The 17,275-nt window shown below is 58.0% G+C and carries 17 protein-coding genes; 11 read left to right on the forward strand and 6 right to left on the reverse strand.

The window, feature by feature from the left end; all coding sequences use genetic code 11:
• Positions 1-3: 3 nt before the first annotated feature.
• Positions 4-1,020: a TRAP transporter substrate-binding protein DctP gene (gene dctP / locus GS646_RS09340; RefSeq protein WP_171182833.1), complete on the reverse strand. Its 1,017-nt coding sequence runs from the start codon at positions 1,018-1,020 to the stop codon at positions 4-6.
• A gap of 406 nt (positions 1,021-1,426) precedes the next feature.
• Between dctP and acs the strand changes: the two genes are divergently transcribed.
• The 8 genes from acs to GS646_RS09380 all read left to right on the forward strand — a co-directional run bounded on the left by acs (position 1,427) and on the right by GS646_RS09380 (position 10,825).
• Complete coding sequence (acs, locus tag GS646_RS09345; RefSeq protein ID WP_171646847.1) at positions 1,427-3,391, forward strand: acetate--CoA ligase; 1,965 nt, start codon at positions 1,427-1,429, stop codon at positions 3,389-3,391.
• A 7-nt stretch (positions 3,392-3,398) separates the two neighbouring features.
• The gene (locus GS646_RS09350; protein WP_171091139.1) at positions 3,399-4,082 is read left to right on the forward strand and encodes an adenylate kinase; all 684 of its coding nucleotides are present in this window, start codon (positions 3,399-3,401) and stop codon (positions 4,080-4,082) included.
• A gap of 179 nt (positions 4,083-4,261) precedes the next feature.
• A complete protein-coding gene (locus GS646_RS09355; RefSeq protein WP_171174533.1) occupies positions 4,262-4,546 on the forward strand; it encodes a DUF4212 domain-containing protein in 285 nt (94 codons plus the stop codon).
• A gap of 15 nt (positions 4,547-4,561) precedes the next feature.
• The gene (locus GS646_RS09360) at positions 4,562-6,346 is read left to right on the forward strand and encodes a sodium:solute symporter family protein (RefSeq protein ID WP_171089537.1); all 1,785 of its coding nucleotides are present in this window, start codon (positions 4,562-4,564) and stop codon (positions 6,344-6,346) included.
• A 108-nt stretch (positions 6,347-6,454) separates the two neighbouring features.
• Complete coding sequence (locus GS646_RS09365; RefSeq protein WP_171182828.1) at positions 6,455-8,278, forward strand: putative nucleotidyltransferase substrate binding domain-containing protein; 1,824 nt, start codon at positions 6,455-6,457, stop codon at positions 8,276-8,278.
• Between the two features lie 24 nt (positions 8,279-8,302).
• A complete protein-coding gene (locus GS646_RS09370) occupies positions 8,303-8,821 on the forward strand; it encodes a hypothetical protein (RefSeq protein ID WP_171089533.1) in 519 nt (172 codons plus the stop codon).
• 2 nt (positions 8,822-8,823) lie between these two features.
• On the forward strand, positions 8,824-10,236 hold the full coding sequence (locus GS646_RS09375; protein ID WP_171646845.1) for a 3'-5' exonuclease: 1,413 nt from the start codon (positions 8,824-8,826) through the stop codon (positions 10,234-10,236).
• Positions 10,237-10,324: 88 nt separating this feature from the next.
• Positions 10,325-10,825: a flavin reductase family protein gene (locus tag GS646_RS09380; RefSeq protein ID WP_171646843.1), complete on the forward strand. Its 501-nt coding sequence runs from the start codon at positions 10,325-10,327 to the stop codon at positions 10,823-10,825.
• On the opposite strand, the gene GS646_RS09385 is transcribed toward GS646_RS09380, so the two are convergent.
• Genes GS646_RS09385 through GS646_RS09400 form a run of 4 tightly spaced genes read right to left on the reverse strand, consistent with a single transcriptional unit; the run spans position 10,822 to position 13,188 of the window.
• Entirely contained in the window at positions 10,822-11,301 is a 480-nt protein-coding gene (locus GS646_RS09385) for a DUF6505 family protein (RefSeq protein WP_171646841.1), read from the reverse strand. The genes GS646_RS09380 and GS646_RS09385 overlap by 4 nt on opposite strands.
• Positions 11,301-11,996, reverse strand: coding sequence for a biotin/lipoate--protein ligase family protein (locus tag GS646_RS09390; RefSeq protein ID WP_171646839.1), 696 nt, complete (start codon positions 11,994-11,996; stop codon positions 11,301-11,303). Before GS646_RS09390 ends, GS646_RS09385 begins: the two co-directional genes overlap by 1 nt.
• On the reverse strand, positions 11,993-13,054 hold the full coding sequence (locus GS646_RS09395) for an Mrp/NBP35 family ATP-binding protein (RefSeq protein ID WP_171089523.1): 1,062 nt from the start codon (positions 13,052-13,054) through the stop codon (positions 11,993-11,995). Before GS646_RS09395 ends, GS646_RS09390 begins: the two co-directional genes overlap by 4 nt.
• Positions 13,051-13,188 (reverse strand): hypothetical protein, encoded by a 138-nt coding sequence (locus tag GS646_RS09400; protein WP_171182819.1) that lies wholly within the window; start codon positions 13,186-13,188, stop codon positions 13,051-13,053. The genes GS646_RS09395 and GS646_RS09400 overlap by 4 nt, the downstream gene beginning before the upstream one ends.
• Here GS646_RS09400 and GS646_RS09405 point away from each other — a divergent pair.
• Positions 13,187-13,915, forward strand: coding sequence for a hypothetical protein (locus GS646_RS09405; protein WP_171089519.1), 729 nt, complete (start codon positions 13,187-13,189; stop codon positions 13,913-13,915). The two genes, GS646_RS09400 and GS646_RS09405, sit on opposite strands and share 2 nt — an antisense overlap.
• Here GS646_RS09405 and GS646_RS09410 read toward each other — a convergent pair.
• On the reverse strand, positions 13,909-15,861 hold the full coding sequence (locus tag GS646_RS09410) for a 4Fe-4S binding protein (RefSeq protein ID WP_171182818.1): 1,953 nt from the start codon (positions 15,859-15,861) through the stop codon (positions 13,909-13,911). The genes GS646_RS09405 and GS646_RS09410 overlap by 7 nt on opposite strands.
• Positions 15,862-16,124: 263 nt before the next feature.
• Here GS646_RS09410 and GS646_RS09415 point away from each other — a divergent pair, with 263 nt between their 5' ends.
• Both GS646_RS09415 and GS646_RS09420 read left to right on the forward strand, forming a co-directional pair.
• Positions 16,125-16,679 (forward strand): DUF3305 domain-containing protein, encoded by a 555-nt coding sequence (locus GS646_RS09415; RefSeq protein ID WP_171089515.1) that lies wholly within the window; start codon positions 16,125-16,127, stop codon positions 16,677-16,679.
• A complete protein-coding gene (locus GS646_RS09420) occupies positions 16,676-17,272 on the forward strand; it encodes a DUF3306 domain-containing protein (RefSeq protein ID WP_171182816.1) in 597 nt (198 codons plus the stop codon). Before GS646_RS09415 ends, GS646_RS09420 begins: the two co-directional genes overlap by 4 nt.
• Positions 17,273-17,275 lie beyond the last annotated feature (3 nt).

Below are 17,275 nucleotides of genomic sequence, written 5' to 3' on the forward strand. Positions count from 1 at the left end.
GGATCAGTTACCGCCGCGCTGTTGCTGCAGCGTGGATTGAACCAGATCATACAGATCTTGAGCCGGCAGCCCCTGATCCGACATATCCGCAATCCACTTTTCCCGGATCGGATCTGCGGCCTTGGTGCGGAATTCCTCGATCACGGCGTCGTCAATCATGACCTTCTGCACGCCTTTTTCTTCAAGGACGCTGTCCCACTGTTCCAGTAGGCCGCCGTAGTTTGCCAGATAGTGATCAATCGCCTCGTCAATTGAGCTATCCAGCGCTTCGCGATGCTCGGCAGGCAGCGCTTCGTAGGCGTCGATATTCACAACCACAGGACAGTTCACCGTGCCGGGGTTTAGGTTGGCCGTCCACCAATCGGCCTCATTGATCGTGCCAAAAGACAGATGCGCGTGCTGGGCGAAGGCCACTGTGTCCACAACACCCGATTCCATCGCGTTGAAGGCTTCGGTCGCGGGGACCGAAGTCGGCACACCGCCCACTGCCTCAAAGGCCTGGCCCAACCCACCAGTTGCACGAACCCGCATTCCATCGAATTCCGCCAACTGATCACGGGGTTCGCCCGTGCCCACGATATTATACTGGGGCATAGGTGAGGTCATGATGATGCGGGCATTCCACTGCGCCATCTCATCCTTGACTGCTGGATGGTCGTACACCGCGTGGCTGACAGCGACCTCTTCTTCAAGGTTGTTCACACCAAGAAACGGCAGTTCCAGCACAGTGATCGCGCGGTTTTTGTCGCGATGATAGCCAGCGCAGAACTGAGCCATCTCGAAAGCCCCGATTTCGATGCCGTCCAGATTTTCGCGCGGCTTGGATAGGCCACCGTAGCTGACATTGATCGTAAAGTCCCCGCCGGTCTTTTCACTTACCAGCTCAGCGAGCTTTTCGACATGTTCGGTGAACGCGCGGCGCTTGCCCCAAACGGATGCATTCCACTCGGTCGCGGCAGCTTCGCCAACGAACGCAAAGCTAATGGCGGCAACGGCGGCACCGCTCAACATCTTATTCATGATTTTCTCTCCCTTTGGCGCGCCTCTTCCCGAAGCGCTTGCAAAAGAAGCTAGCGCCAACATTGGGATGTGCCAACCCTGACGGTCGCGCTGATGCACTGTGCAGACATCGAGAATAAGTTGAAGCCAGGTCGGACGTCCCTGTGTCAGCATAAAGCAACCGAAAGTAGCTGTTACAATTAACACCCTGTTTCACATACTTTTTTACAAACATTGGCCGCAAAATTTACAAATATGAAATACGGATTAAAATTTCTTTACAAACAAATTCAAAGATTACGGCAATTTATTTATTTATTTTCCAAAGCCGGTAATACTTCGATTGGGGAGGAACGGGATCGGCTTTGCTGAACTATCGGGCAAAAACGACCCAACGTAATCCAGTCCAGAGGGAGGAGCCTCAACGATGACTACCGCTGCCCAGGCAGATGCCAAGACATATCCGCCATCCGCAGAAACCGTCGCCCGTGCGCATGTCGATGCTGCAAAATATACCGACATGTACGCAGCCTCGATTAGTGACCCAGACACATTCTGGGGTGAGCAAGGCAAGCGCGTCGACTGGATCAAGCCCTTCTCAACGGTAAAGGATGTCAACTACGACTTCGGTTCAGTCAAGATCAACTGGTATGCCGATGGCACACTAAACGTCTCGGCCAACTGCCTTGACCGTCACCTGAAGACCCGTGGCGATCAAACCGCGATCATCTGGGAGCCGGACGATCCAAATGATCCGGCGCAGCATATTTCATATGCCGAACTACACCGCCGCACCTGCCGGATGGCCAATATCTTGGAATCGCTGGGGGTTCGGAAGGGTGACCGCGTTGTCATCTATCTGCCGATGATCCCCGAGGCCGCCTATGCGATGCTGGCCTGCGCCCGGATCGGTGCCATCCATTCGATTGTTTTCGCAGGCTTCTCGCCCGACGCACTGGCGGCGCGGGTTAATGGCTGTGACGCCAAGGTTGTCATCACTGCTGATGAAGCGCCCCGCGGAGGTCGCAAGACACCGCTGAAATCCAACGCGGATGCGGCCCTGCTGCACTGCAAAGACAGTGTGAAATGTCTGGTAGTCAAGCGCACCGGTGGTCAAACCACCTGGATCGACGGGCGCGACTTTGACTACAACGAAATGGCCCTTGAGGCAGATGACTACTGCGCACCCGCCGAGATGAGCGCCGAAGATCCGCTGTTCATTCTTTATACATCCGGTTCGACCGGACAGCCCAAGGGCGTTGTGCACACCACCGGCGGCTATCTGGTTTATGCCTCGATGACGCATGAGATCACCTTCGATTACCACGAAGGCGACGTGTACTGGTGCACCGCAGACGTCGGCTGGGTCACCGGACACAGCTATATCGTCTATGGCCCGCTGGCCAACGGTGCGACCACGCTGATGTTCGAAGGCGTTCCGACCTTCCCCGATGCCTCGCGCTTTTGGCAGGTCTGTGAAAAACACAAGGTGAACCAGTTCTACACCGCACCAACTGCGATCCGTGCTCTGATGGGTCAAGGCAATGAGTTCGTTGAGAAATGCGACCTCAGCGATCTGCGCACACTGGGCACCGTGGGTGAGCCGATCAACCCCGAAGCCTGGAACTGGTACAATGACGTCGTCGGCAAGGGCAAATGCCCGATCGTTGACACATGGTGGCAAACGGAAACCGGCGGTCACTTGATGACCCCCCTGCCCGGTGCCCATGCAATGAAGCCCGGCTCAGCCATGAAGCCGTTCTTTGGCATTGAGCCCGTAGTTCTGGACCCGCAGTCGGGCGTTGAGATCGAAGGCAACGGCGTCGAAGGTGTTCTGTGCATCAAAGACAGCTGGCCCGGTCAGATGCGCACCGTCTGGGGCGATCATGAACGGTTCGAGAAGACCTATTTCTCGGATTACAAAGGCTACTACTTCACAGGTGACGGCTGCCGTCGCGATGAAGACGGCGATTACTGGATCACAGGGCGCGTAGATGACGTGATCAACGTGTCCGGTCACCGCATGGGCACGGCCGAAGTCGAAAGTGCGCTGGTGGCTCATGCCGCAGTCGCTGAAGCTGCTGTTGTGGGCTATCCTCATGAAATCAAAGGACAAGGCATCTATTGCTATGTCACTTTGATGAATGACCGCGAGCCTTCGGATGAGCTGTTGAAAGAGCTGCGCACCTGGGTCCGCACGGAAATCGGCCCGATTGCCTCGCCAGACGTGATCCAGTGGGCCCCTGGCCTGCCCAAAACACGTTCGGGCAAGATCATGCGCCGTATCCTGCGCAAGATTGCCGAGAACGACTTTGGCAGCCTGGGTGACACGTCGACGCTCGCCGATCCGTCGGTGGTCGAAGACCTGATCGAAAACCGTGCGAACAAGTGAGGATGTGATGGACGCTGCCACGCTCACCACTCCCGCCGTTCTGATCCTTCTTGGCCCTCCGGGCGCCGGGAAGGGCACACAGGCGCGAATGCTGGAAGAAAAGTTCGGGCTGGTTCAACTTAGCACCGGCGACCTGCTGCGCGAGGCCGTTGCGGCCGGCACAGAAGCTGGCCTTGCCGCCAAAGCCGTCATGGAAGCGGGCGATCTGGTCAGTGACGACATCGTCATCGCCATCCTGCGTGACCGCATGGCGCAACCAGATTGCGCCAAGGGTGTCATTCTGGACGGCTTTCCGCGCACAACGGTTCAGGCCGAAGCACTGGACGAACTGCTCGCGTCGAACAATCAGAAGATCAACGCCGCGATCAGCCTTGAAGTCGAAGACGCCGAAATGGTGATCCGCATCTCGGGTCGCTACACCTGCGCCGGTTGTGGCGAAGGTTACCACGACACGTTCAAGAAGCCTGCCGAAGACGGCAAATGCGACAAGTGTGGTCACACTGAATTCAAGCGCCGCGCCGATGACAATGCCGAAACCGTGGCGTCACGGTTGGCAGCTTATCACGCGCAGACCGCGCCGCTGATCACCTATTACGAAAGCCATGGCGTGCTGCAACGCACCAATGCCATGGGCAAGATTGAAGACATCGCCCGCGACCTGGAGGAGATCGTCAGCGGCGCGATGAAGTAAGGGGAGGAGATCGGCCGCAAGGCCTTGATCCTTAAAGGAATACTTCAATGAACCGCCTTGGCGGAACAGAGAAGTTTTGCCGGGCGTCACGGGGCGTTTGGTAACATCGAGAAGCGGTCCGCGTCACTGGAGGAATTAGGCACGGGCCGCCCAACGAGGAAGCGAAGGAGGAACCCGCAATGGCGGATCATTCAACAAACTCCGCGCAGGCGTCCGAAGCCGATAAGGGCTATTGGCAAGCAAACCTGCGCCTCATTTACATCAGCCTCGCTATCTGGGCGCTGGTGTCGTTTGGATTCGGCATTCTGCTGCGTCCGTTGCTGTCGGGGATCGCCGTCGGCGGAACCGATCTGGGCTTTTGGTTCGCACAACAGGGATCGATCCTGGTCTTTCTGGTGCTGATCTTCAACTACGCCTGGCGCATGAACAAGCTGGACGCCGAATTCGGCGTAGACGAAGAATAAGGGAGAGCGGGGACAATGGATCAGTTTACCATCAACCTGCTGTTTGTTGGCGCGTCCTTTGCGCTATACATCGGCATCGCGATCTGGGCCCGCGCGGGTTCCACATCAGAATTCTACGCCGCCGGTCGCGGCGTTCACCCGGTCACCAACGGTATGGCGACAGCGGCGGACTGGATGTCTGCGGCCTCGTTCATTTCGATGGCGGGCCTGATTGCCTTTACCGGCTATGACAACTCGACCTTCCTGATGGGTTGGACCGGTGGCTACGTGCTGCTGGCTCTGCTGCTTGCGCCTTACCTGCGTAAGTTCGGCAAATACACCGTCTCGGAATTCATCGGTGATCGTTTCTACAGCCAAACCGCACGCGTCGTTGCGGTGATCTGTCTGATCGTTGCTTCGGTGACCTACGTGATCGGTCAGATGACCGGTGTGGGCGTGGCTTTTGGCCGCTTCCTTGAGGTATCCAACACCTCCGGTCTGCTGATCGGTGCTTGTGTGGTCTTTGCATATGCGGTGTTTGGCGGGATGAAAGGTGTGACCTACACCCAGGTTGCTCAGTACTGCGTGCTGATCACAGCCTACACCATCCCGGCGATCTTCATCTCGCTGCAGCTGACCGGCACGCCGATCCCTGCTCTGGGTCTGTTTGGTGACACCGCCAGCGGTGAGCCCCTGCTGACCAAGCTGGACGCGATCGTGACCGAGCTGGGCTTCAACGAGTACACAGCACACCATTCGAACACGCTGAACATGGTTCTGTTCACGCTGTCGCTGATGATCGGTACCGCCGGTCTGCCGCACGTGATCATGCGCTTCTTCACCGTGCCGAAAGTGTCTGACGCACGTTGGTCGGCTGGCTGGACTCTGGTCTTCATCGCCCTGCTATACCTGACCGCCCCTGCGGTTGGCGCAATGGCGCGTCTGAACATCACCGACATGATGTGGCCCAATGGTGGCATCGACGGTGGCGCTGTTTCGGTCGAGGAAATCGACACCGATCCGCGCTATGACTGGATGAAAACCTGGCAGAAAACCGGTCTTCTGGATTGGGAAGACAAGAACGGTGACGGCAAGATCCAGTACTACAACGACAAGTCCGAAGCCATGACCGCAATCGCGGAAGAAAAAGGCTGGGTTGGAAACGAACTGACCAAGTTCAACCGTGACATCCTGGTTCTGGCCAACCCCGAAATCGCCAACCTGCCGGGTTGGGTGATCGGTCTGGTCGCGGCAGGTGGTCTTGCTGCTGCTCTGTCAACCGCTGCGGGCCTGTTGCTGGCGATCTCGTCGGCTGTGTCCCACGACCTTGTCAAAGGTGCGATCAACCCGCAAATCTCTGAAAAGGGTGAACTGCTGGCTGCACGTATCGCAATGGCCGTAGCCATCGTTGTTGCAACCTACTTGGGTCTGAACCCACCCGGATTTGCGGCGCAAACCGTGGCCCTGGCGTTCGGTCTGGCGGCAGCCTCGATCTTCCCGGCGCTGATGATGGGGATCTTCTCGACCCGCATCAACAACACCGGCGCGGTTGCAGGTATGTTGGCTGGTCTGGTTGTGACCCTGGTCTACATCTTCCTGCACAAGGGCTGGTTGTTCATTCCGGGCACCAACTCGTTCACCGATGCTGACCCGCTGCTGGGTCCGATCAAGTCGACCTCGTTCGGTGCAATCGGTGCGATGATCAACTTTGCGACTGCCTACGTTGTTGCAGGCATGACCAAAGAGACTCCGCAGGAGATCAAGGATCTGGTCGAAAGCGTGCGCATTCCCCGTGGTGCGGGCGCAGCTCAGAACAAATGAGCTTGATGCGGTCGTTGGTTCTTGCCTTCGACCGCGTCTTTCGATCCACTGTTCCCGCCCAGCACATCACTGGGCGGGATTTTTTAACCAGAACACCGGAGACAACACATGCCCCTGTCCCATGACGAAATAGCCCGGTTTCTGAAATCCGTTCACCCCTATGACGCGTTGCCTGCCGACGCCCTGGATCAGATCGTCAAACAGATCGAGGTCTGGGAAGTTGAGGAAGACGCCTCAGTCTACGAGCTTGGCCACAAGTTACCCGGGGTGTTCGTGATCTATGAAGGACAGGTCGAAATTACCGATGAGAACGGTGCCATCGTCTCTCATCTGGGTCTGCGCAATTCCTTTGGCGAAAGGGGCTTGCTGAAAGACGGCAAAGCCGCCACCAAAGCCCGCGCGCACACGCCCTCGGTCCTAATGGTTCTGCCACCGGATCTTGTGCGGAGTTTGATCGATAACCATGATGTGGTGGCAAAGTTCTTTGACCGCACACGTGGCGACCGAAGTGGTCCGCAAAGCCTGGCCACTAGTTCGATCGACGTATTAATGGCGCATAACCCGGCCACCTGCCCCGCTGACACGTCAGTTCAGGATGCAGCGCGGATCATGCGCGACAAGCATATCTCGTCGCTCTGCATCACGGACGGTGAAAGTTTGCAGGGCATTGCGACCCTGCGGGACATCTCGGGCAAATACGTTGCAGACGGCCTGCCCGCCTCTACGCCCATTTCTGAAATCATGACCGCAAACCCGGTTACATTGTCGCCCAGCGATATCGGATCGGATGTGCTGCACATCATGATGGAGCGTGGCATCGGCCACATCCCGATTTCCGAAGGTGGTCGGCTCGTCGGGATCGTGACCCAGACCGATCTGACACATTATCAGGCGGTCAACTCGGCAGAGCTGGTACGCCGTATCGCGCAGGCTGATACCGCCGAAGAAATGGCACGCGTGACCGAAGAAATCCCGCAGCTTCTTGTACAACTGGTTGCTGGCGGAAACCGGCACGAAATTGTCACGCGTCTGATCACTGATATCGCGGATACGGTCACGCGCCGCCTGCTGGCACTCGGCGAAGCGGAACTGGGCCCAGCTCCGGTGCCCTATCTGTGGCTTGCATGTGGGTCTCAGGGACGGCAGGAACAAACGGGCGTATCGGATCAGGACAATTGTCTGATGCTGGATGACAGCGTAACCGACGCAGACATGGCCTATTTCACGCAACTGGCCAAATTCGTCTCGGACGGGTTAGACGTTTGCGGGTATTTCTACTGTCCCGGTGATATGATGGCGACCAATCCGCGCTGGTGCCAGCCGGCGCGCGTCTGGCGCGACTATTTCAAGGGCTGGATCGCCAAGCCAAGCCCCGAAGCGCAAATGCTGGCGTCGGTCATGTTCGACCTGCGCCCTATCGGCGGCACGTTTGAGTTGTTTGCCGACCTGCAGGCCGACACTCTGGCAGCGGCCAGAGCAAACTCGATCTTTGTGGCGCACATGATTTCGAACTCGTTGAAACACACGCCCCCTCTGGGTCTGCTGCGCGGATTTGCAACGATCCGCTCGGGCGAACATCGCAACACGCTGGACCTCAAGCACAATGGGGTCGTCCCAATCGTTGATCTGGCACGGATCTACGCACTGCAAGGTGAGTTACCCGAGGCCAACACGCGGGCCCGCCTGAAAGCGGCCGAGGCCAGCGGTGTCCTTAGCCCGTCTGGCGCGCGGGATCTGCTGGACGCATATGACCTGATCGCTGAAACCCGGCTGGAGCATCAGGTTCGGCTGGTCAAATCAGGTGAAAAACCCGACAATTATCTGCCCCCGTCCGATCTTTCGGACTTTGAGCGAAGTCATCTACGCGATGCGTTTGTTGTGGTAAAAACGATGCAATCGGCGGTTGGCCACGGCAAAGGTATGCTGGGCTAAGACCCCCAAGTACGGAGAGACCCCATGTTTCTGGAATTGATCGGCACTATCTTTGCGGGCTTCGCGTTTGCGGGCGTCGTGCTTGTGCTGAACAAGCTGACCGGTGGGCGCTTGCCAAAATGGACCACTCCGGTTGCGGCAGGTCTGGGCATGATCGGCATGACCATTGCAAGCGAGTATTCATGGTATGACCGCACCCGCGATCAACTGCCTGACGAAATGGCCATTGTGCACGAGATCGAAAGCCGCGCCTTCTATCGTCCCTGGACCTACGCAGTGCCTTTTGTTGACCGTTTCTCGGCCATCGACACACAATCGGTCCGAACCAATGATCAAGTTCCCGATCAACGGCTGGTCGACCTGTATCTGTTCGGGCGTTGGGCCCCTGTCACGCATTTGCCTGTGGCCGTCAATTGTGCCGAAAACAGTCGCGCCAACCTCGTAGACGGGGCGGAATTTGCCGACGACGGTCGCCTGATCAACGCAAGCTGGTACCGGGCTGAGGGCACCGATCCGATTATCGAGACCACCTGCGGGGTCTGATCATGCTCACCAAATTGAGCCTGAGGCTCAGGATTTTTCTGTTCTTCTGTTTGCTGGCGTTGGGGGGAATTGCGATCAGCGCAATCGCCCTTTGGATCACCTATGCCCGCGCCGAGAACCCCGAACTTCTGGACGCTTTCATTTTTGCCGAAATCCTGATCACGTTCGGCTTGCTGGCTCTGATTGCCGGCGTATGGCTGTTGTTTGACGACAATGTTGCCAAGCCAATCGAACGCCTTTCGGCCCAATTGCGCGCACGCGCACATGCCGGGGTCAGCACGGATCTGGACATGCAAGCGGCGCGTTATCTCGGCGATCTAGCCCCGGCTGCAGCCGGGCTGGCGGAACAGGTGGCGTCAAATGCGATGCGGACTGCCGAAGCTGTGGCTACAGAAACCGCTCATTTGGCGGCTGAAAAACAACGCCTCACCGCTCTGTTGACGGAAATCCCGGTCGCCATGCTGCTGGCCAGCCCCAAGCATCAGATCGTGTTGTACGACGGTCAGGCCGCCGAGGTGTTGGCCCAGATCGCACATCCCCGCCTGAATGCGTCACTTTTTGAATACCTCGAAACCACGGGCCTCACGGACGCCTATGCCAAACTTTGCAAAACCGGCAAGGACGTTTATTGCACCCTATCCAGTGTGGATGGCCGACAGACCTATTCCGCCCGGATGAAACCGCTTGGGGACGCGCCCGGTTATATGTTGGTCTTCGAAGACAGCGCCGCCCAGATTTCCCCGGACGAAGCACGCCCGCTGGTTTACGATTTCGAACTTCTCGACACACCGGGCGACGACGCGTTCGAGAATCGCACCTTGTCCGACCTGTGTTTCGTGGTCTTCGATACGGAAACAACCGGGCTGTTGCCGCACAAAGATGAAATCGTACAGATCGGCGCGGTGCGCGTACTTAACGGCAGGATCGTTCAGGGCGAGCATCTGGACATGCTGGTGGATCCGGGCATTCCGATACCACCTGCGTCGACCAAAGTGCACAAGGTCAGTGACCGTATGGTTCAGGGAGCACCCGACATCACCGAGGCCGGACGCGTATTTCACCAATTTGCACGCGATGCCGTGATCGTGGCGCATAACGCGCCCTTCGACATGGCGTTCCTGCGTCGTCACGCTCAGCGCATGGAAGTCGAGTGGGATCACCCGATCCTCGACACCGTTTTGCTGTCTGCCGTTCTGTTCGGAGCCAGCGACACGCATACGCTGGACGCGCTGTGCGAACGGCTGGAAATCACGATCCCCGAGGCGCTGCGCCATACGGCGCTCGGCGATGCGGTTGCCACGGCAGAAGCGCTGATCAAGATGTTGCCGATCCTACAGGCGCGTGGTTTTACCACCTTTGGCGAAGTCATAATGGAAACCCGAAAACACGGGCGTTTGCTGGAAGACCTGAACTGACAGTTTAAATTGCAAGCAACAGTCAGCTTTTCATAGACAAACCGAGCCACGCGTGGCACCTGATGCGCGGCCAAGGAAGACGCGCGTAATGACGGAAAAGACCTTCACACCAACCCCGGATCAAAGTCCTGCCTTTCGCGAGGCATTGGGATGCTTTGGCACCGGCGTCACCGTGATCACCACGCAAACCGAAGGTGGACCGCGCGCGATCACCGTGAATTCTTTTGCCTCGGTCTCATTGGACCCGCCACTGGTATTGTGGTGTCTGGCTAAGGAATCGTTCCGTTTCGACGCTTTCAGCGGCTGCGAACACTATTCGATTCATGTGATGGCACAGGATCAACAAGAGCAGGCGCTGCGATTTGCGCGTGACGGTACGGATTTCTCTCATGCAGATTGGACCGAGGACGAGACCGGTCGCCCGCAATTGAACCAATGTCTGGCGCGGTTCGATTGTCGTCTGCACGCACGGCACGACGCTGGTGATCACCTGATTATTGTCGGTCAAGTGGAACAGGTGATGTACCGCACCGGCAAAGGCTTGATCTTCAAACGCGGCCAGTTCGGCGGATTTGTCGACCTGATCTAGTCATCCAGCGATCCATGCACGGCCAGCGCCTCAAGCTGAGCATCCTGGGGCGTAATGACACGATAGCTTTCGTGCACGCCCGCCTCACTCAACTCACGGGCCACGGTCAGTAGCGTATTGGCGGCATGGTCTTCGCACAGGTCAGACATGTGATCGACTTCGGATTGTGCGACGCCCATTGCCGCCTCGACCGAAGGCGCGCCATAGAATTGCACAAAATGTTCGGCCAAATTGCGCGTGATCTGATCTTTCTCTGCCGGTTCGATCTGCGTCACCGCTACAAACGTCACACGACCAAAGGTTTCCAGACCCAACCAGCCATTTGCGAAAGCTTGCCGTGCCTTGCCCTCAAGATCGGCGTCGCTCCAGTTCGAAAACTCGAACCCGCCAGACACACACCACTCCCCGGTTCGCGCCGGAGAATGAAACACGTTCATATCGCTTTCGTCGAAATGGATTGCGCGGGCCAGTTTCATCATCCGTTCTCCAAAACGTCGGTCAGGGGACGCAGGCGTGTATCAGAGCCGTCCCGGATCAGCATTCCAAACCGCTCGTCAGTGCCCAGAAAAACTCCGCCACCGTCAAGTGGATCACCGACACCACGCAGCAAGCCCATCCATTCGGCATGCAGCGGTGCGTTGCCATCTTCCTGCCAGCGGTTCAGCCAAGTCAACGTATGACGCGACCAGCTTTCTACCAACTGGGTTGCGGAAACATCCGCACACCCCTCTTCATAAAGCGCGGTAACATCCGGTGTTGCGCCTGGGGCCTCGCTGGTTTGCAACAGCGCCAATTCCCATCCAACAATTAGCCAGTCAGGTTCCTGATCGGGCGATGTACTCGACGCAGCAACCCGGAACATCCCGCATTTTGCACCGTTCACACAAATCAATCCATCCCAGCCCAGATGCACAGCAACCTCTGGCGGAGCCAGAGCGCCTAGCGCATTCTGAAATCCCACAGCACACAGCGGCAACATCGCCATTGCGTCCTGAAGCGGCACTTCAGGCGCAAAGACGATGGCAACACGCAGGCGGTCGGCCTGAATGTTGTAAACGACGGTTCCCGCATCGCACCCCAGCGCGGCCATAGCCTGCGCACGGTCGAACGGGTCTTCCCCACCCTGAACCGGGTGACCCGTTAATAAAGGAGGGAAGACCGGAAGGGTCATGCGAAACCGTTTGAGATCAGGTCGCGTGCGATCTTGCGGAACGACTCGGCCTGCGGACTATCGGGTTTGCTGACCACGATAGGCGCACCTCCGTCAGCGGCCACGCGGATGTCCAGATGCAGTGGGATTTCACCCAGCAGCGGTACACCCAGCGATTCCGCCTCGGACGCGACACCGCCATGACCAAACACATGTTCTTCGTGCCCGCAGTTGGAGCAGATATGGGTCGACATGTTTTCGATCATGCCCACGATTGGAGTTTTGAGCTGATTGAACATATCGATCCCCTTGCGGGCGTCGATTAAGGCCACGTCCTGCGGGGTTGAAACCACGATGGCACCGTCCACCTGGAACTTCTGGCTCAGCGTCAACTGCACATCCCCGGTGCCGGGCGGAAGGTCGACGATCAGAACGTCCAACGCGCCCCACTGCACCTGCCCCATCATCTGTTGCAGCGCACCCATCAACATGGGTCCACGCCAGACTACAGCCTGACCTTCGTTGGTCATCAGCCCCATGGACATCATGGTCACGCCGTGATTGCGCAAAGGCAGGATGGTCTTGCCATCAGGGCTGGCCGGGCGACCGGATACACCCAGCATCCGGGGCTGAGAGGGACCGTAGACATCCGCGTCCAGCAGACCTACGCGCCGTCCTTCAGCCGCCAACGCACAGGCGAGGTTAGCCGAGACAGTAGACTTGCCGACGCCGCCTTTGCCCGAAGCAACGGCAATGATCCTGTCTACACCGGGAACGGCCTGCGGCCCGGTCTGAGACGGTTTGGGTTTCGGTTTCAGATCCGGCGGCGCTTTATCGGAATGCGCGGTCATCATCGCCGACACATTGGCCACACCGTCAACCATCTGCGCGGCTTTTTCGGCCGTCGCGCGCACGGGCTCCATCTTTTCCGCGTGCTTTGGGTCGATCTCAAGCACAAAGCGTACTGTGTCGCCTTCAACGTTCAGCGCACGCACGATGCCCGCGCTCACAATATCCTGCCCGGATACCGGGTCGGTGATCTTTTTCAGGTTCGCCAGAACCGCGTCACGAACACTCATGCCTTGTTTCCTTCGATGTGCCCTGCTGACAGGGGCGTGCGCATCACCATTGTCTGGTCGCCGCTCATTGCATGTGTCTCCGTCTCTTTCAGTTTATTTGACGCACCGCGCCCTGCCCCGTTAGGCTGAGCCATGCGCTTTGTCCTCTTGTGCCTGAGCCTGACGTTCTCTGCCACCCCCTCCTTGTCTCAGGAGGCGATTGGCCTTGCGGCCCCGGCCGAGGTGAAAGACTCGGGTCTGTTGCAACATATTCTTCCTCGCTTCTCTCTCAAGACCGGGATACGCGTTATTGCGGACGATGCGGGTGTTATGGTGCTTAATTCCGCGCCGCCCGGTGATCCTGTCTTTGCCCGTGAGGGGGTGGTGTATCACCTGAGCATTGAAGACGAAAAGCGTCAGGCCCGATTTCGCGACTGGCTGCTCTCGGATATCGGCAAACGCACCGTCGAGAGTTTTACACCTTCTCAGGGAGGAGCCTTCACCGTCAGCTTCGATCTGAATGTCGTTCAGGCAGACGAGGCTGTCGACGGCGACACCGTGCTGGGCGAAGAACTGTCGATGACCCATTGCGGACGGTGTCATGTGATCGGGCCCAAGAACCGAATGAACGGGCTGGGTTCGACCCCTTCCTTTGCCGTCTTGCGCGCCATGCCGGATTGGTCCGAACGGTTCGAGGCGTTTTTTGCGCTCAACCCCCACCCCGCATTTACACAGATCGACGGGCTGACGCCGCCTTTTGACCCCGAGCGCCCCTCTCCGATTCATCCTGTTGAAATGACCTTGGGCGATCTGGACGCAATACTCGCCTTTGTGTCGCGGATGAAAGCCGCAGATTTGGGGGCTCCGCTGCAGCTTCAATGATCCTTTCTGTCCGAATAATAGTCGTCGGTCGTGACAACCCGCGGCTTGGGCTTTGACTGGAACGGGTTATCCTGCTGTTCGAACTGCACTTTCACCCGGCAATTGTCACACATCTGGATCATCCGCGCCTGATCCGAGTTGGCAAACATCGGATGCGTGCCGGAAAGCTTCTCCATGATCCGCTCGACCGTAGATTTCACCCCAAACAATGCGCCGCATTCGACACAGGCAAAGGGTTCTTCTTCGTTGAGCACCTGTTGAGACAGCGCAGCATCGCTCAGATCCAGTTGCGGTACCAGAGTAATCGCGTCTTCTGGGCAGATCGTCTTGCACATTCCGCATTGCAGGCAGGCATCCTGCTGGAAGTTGAGTTGCGGTTTGTCCGGGTTGTCGATCAAAGCCCCCGACGGGCACAGTGACACACAGCTGAGGCACAGGGTGCAACTGTCGGTGTTCACCGCCACCGCCCCGTAAGGCGCGTTTTCGGGCAGAGCCAGTGGAGCCTCGGCCTGCGGATTTAGCGCCTGCGCGGCCAATCGTGTGATCTGCCGCCGGTTGCCCAGCGGAAGAACAGGATCGGCCAGCGGCAGCGGCTCGTCTTGACCATAGAGCATATCAGCCATGACATCCGGATCAGCCTCATCAATTAGCCCAATAACATTTGATCCGGCAATCGCTTGTGCCAACGCTACCTCACGATCCAGCGCGTCACGTTCCGTCGTGGGTGCAAGCAACACGTCGACCCGGGCAAATCCATGCGCCAAAGCAGCCAACATCTCGGCGTGACCGAAACCTGATATTACATTTAGTTCCAGCGGGATAACGTCCGAAGGTAAACCGCGACCAAAACGCGCTGCCAGTCGGATCATCTCGGCGCCATGCGCGTCATGGACAAGCAATCGGGGCGCGACCCCACCCGATCGGCGATAGGTTCGTGCCAGGATGTGCATCCGAGACAGCAGTGCCGACACGGTCGGGTCCTCGTAGGTAATCGCAGTTGAAGGGCACAAGGCGGCGCATGCGCCACAACCGGCACACACCATCGGGTCGATGCTCACATGTTCACCCGCTGGGGTTATTGCGCCGGTCGGGCAGACATCCAGACAGTTTGAACAGCCCACCTGTTCCGCCCGTGAATGGGCGCAGAGGGTTTCTTCCAACCGCACGTACAAGGGTTTTTCGAATGTCCCAACAAGCTGTGCGGCCTCAAAAGCCAAACGTTCGACAGCCACCGCGTCTTTTGGATCAGCGCGCAGATACCCTTCACGCTTGGTCGGGGCCTGTACAAACGGCGTGCCACCTGCAAGGTCCAGGATAATGTCACATGTGGATTGCGCCCCGTCTTTCGGGTCAGTCCATGCGAAGGCACCGCGCCCACCCGGTAGAACCTGTTGCAATGCGTCCAGACGAAGTGAAAACCCGCCCAACGCCCCAGACACTGATTTCACCTGCCCACGTATCACGTCAAACGCGCGCGAGATTGGCTCTGCCTGATCGGTCGCCAGAACGGTCACTGCCAAGGTTCCGGCCAACCTCTCAGCAACATCAAAACTCACAGCGCCAGGACCAATGATGAAACAGGTTCCCTCGCTTATGACATCCACGCTGGGCGTCACGGGTTGCGGTAACTGCGCCTCAGCCGCCAGCGCCGCCATTTTAGGCGTTGCATCTGCACCCTGATCGGACCAACCCGCACGGTCGCGCAAATCAAAGAAGCCGGGCATTTCAATATTCAGATCTTCTGCCAGAGACTGGAACACCTCTTGTTCCTGCAGGCAGGCAATTGTGGTTGCTCCCTCCTGCATCAGCTCGACCGCGGATTGCAGTTGGGTTGTGCACAGCGCCGTGTGCACATTGGAACAGCTGACGCCACAGGCGCTTTCGATCCTGTCGGGATCCAAAACCTGAGTTCCAGCGCAATCGCATAGCAGTATTTTGGTGCCCATTTTCCCTCCCGCAGGACGCTCTCCTGATCCCATGAAGCTTAGGCTGTACGCAGGGCCCGGCAACTTCAACCCCCTGTCGCGAACCGTTTGCCAGCCTGCATTCGGACCTAAAATCTAAGGAAACAAAAGTGTTTTTGACCTCAATCACGCAGTTGCGACCCAAACCTACGACCAAAGTACTAAAGCGCAGGCTTGGCACAAGCGCGAAATGTGTACCATAGTGTTCATGCAAAGGCAGGGGAGAGCCTTTCGGGGAGGAGCCAGTGGCCAAGGCCGCAAGCCAGATCGAAATGCCGGTTGGCGTCATCGTACGCAAAACGCCCGGGGTCACGCGTTGGGCCCGTTGGAACTGGCGTGCAGTCGCCGTATTGCCCGGCGCCGGCCCCGCTGATTGGCAGGAATTGCGTCGTGAGGGCGATGCGGTTGAATACCACGCAGCCACCCTGCCCCTGACACTTTGGGCGGATGAGACCGAAGCCTACATGGTCAATCTGTCAGACGGCCTGCCTTCTCTCTATCTGGTGTTGCGCGACGAATTGCAGGGCGACGTTCCGTTGAACGCGGTTCTCATCACTGCCTCACCGTTTGAAGGGCAGGACTATGCGGACACCGGCGAGGAAATTGTCGAGAAAATCCCCATGACCGAAGGCTTGATTGCCTGGGTGCGGGATTTCACCCTTCAGCATCATAAAGACGAGGTGTTCATCAAGCGTCGGCGGGACAAAAAGCGTACCGATCTGGTAGAGGACGGCAAAGGCGACCCACGGATCAGGCAAACCTCGGATGTCTACCGCGCGCCGCGGAGGGTTGTGCAATGACCCAGGTCCGCGACTTCTGGTCCCGACGCAAGGCAGCCGTGAAGGCTGAAGCCGAGGCTGAGGTTGTTGCGGCTGAAGAACAGGCGATCGCTGCACAGCACGCTGAACTTGAGGAAAAAAGCGATGCTGAGCTATTGGCCGAGTTTGATCTGCCGGACCCGGAGACATTGCAGCCCGGAGATGATGTATCGGGTTTTATGGCCAAAGCTGTACCCGACCGGCTGCGCCGCCGTGCCTTGCGGCGCTTGTGGCGACTGAACCCCGTTTTGGCCAACGTCGACGGGCTGGTCGACTATGGTGAGGACTACACAGACGCGGCCTGTGTGATTGAGAACCTCCAAACAGCGTATCAGGTTGGCAAGGGTATGCTGGCCCATGTCGAAGCCCTGGCGGCGGCTGAAGACCCTCCTGAGGATGAGTTCGCCCTTGAAGATGAGCCTACACCTGATCCGGTGACAAATGCAGAGCCCCCGAGTGATACTCCCCCTGTTCAAGAGGCGGTCCTGGCAGAGACAGAAGCAGAAACCGAGGTTGAGGACGAAATCGAAATGCCCCCGGCCCCGCGCCGCATGAGATTTGAATTCGAAGGATAAAGA

Origin of the sequence: Ruegeria sp. HKCCD4315 (genome assembly GCF_013112245.1) — a bacterium.
Classification (GTDB): Bacteria; Pseudomonadota; Alphaproteobacteria; order Rhodobacterales; family Rhodobacteraceae; genus Ruegeria.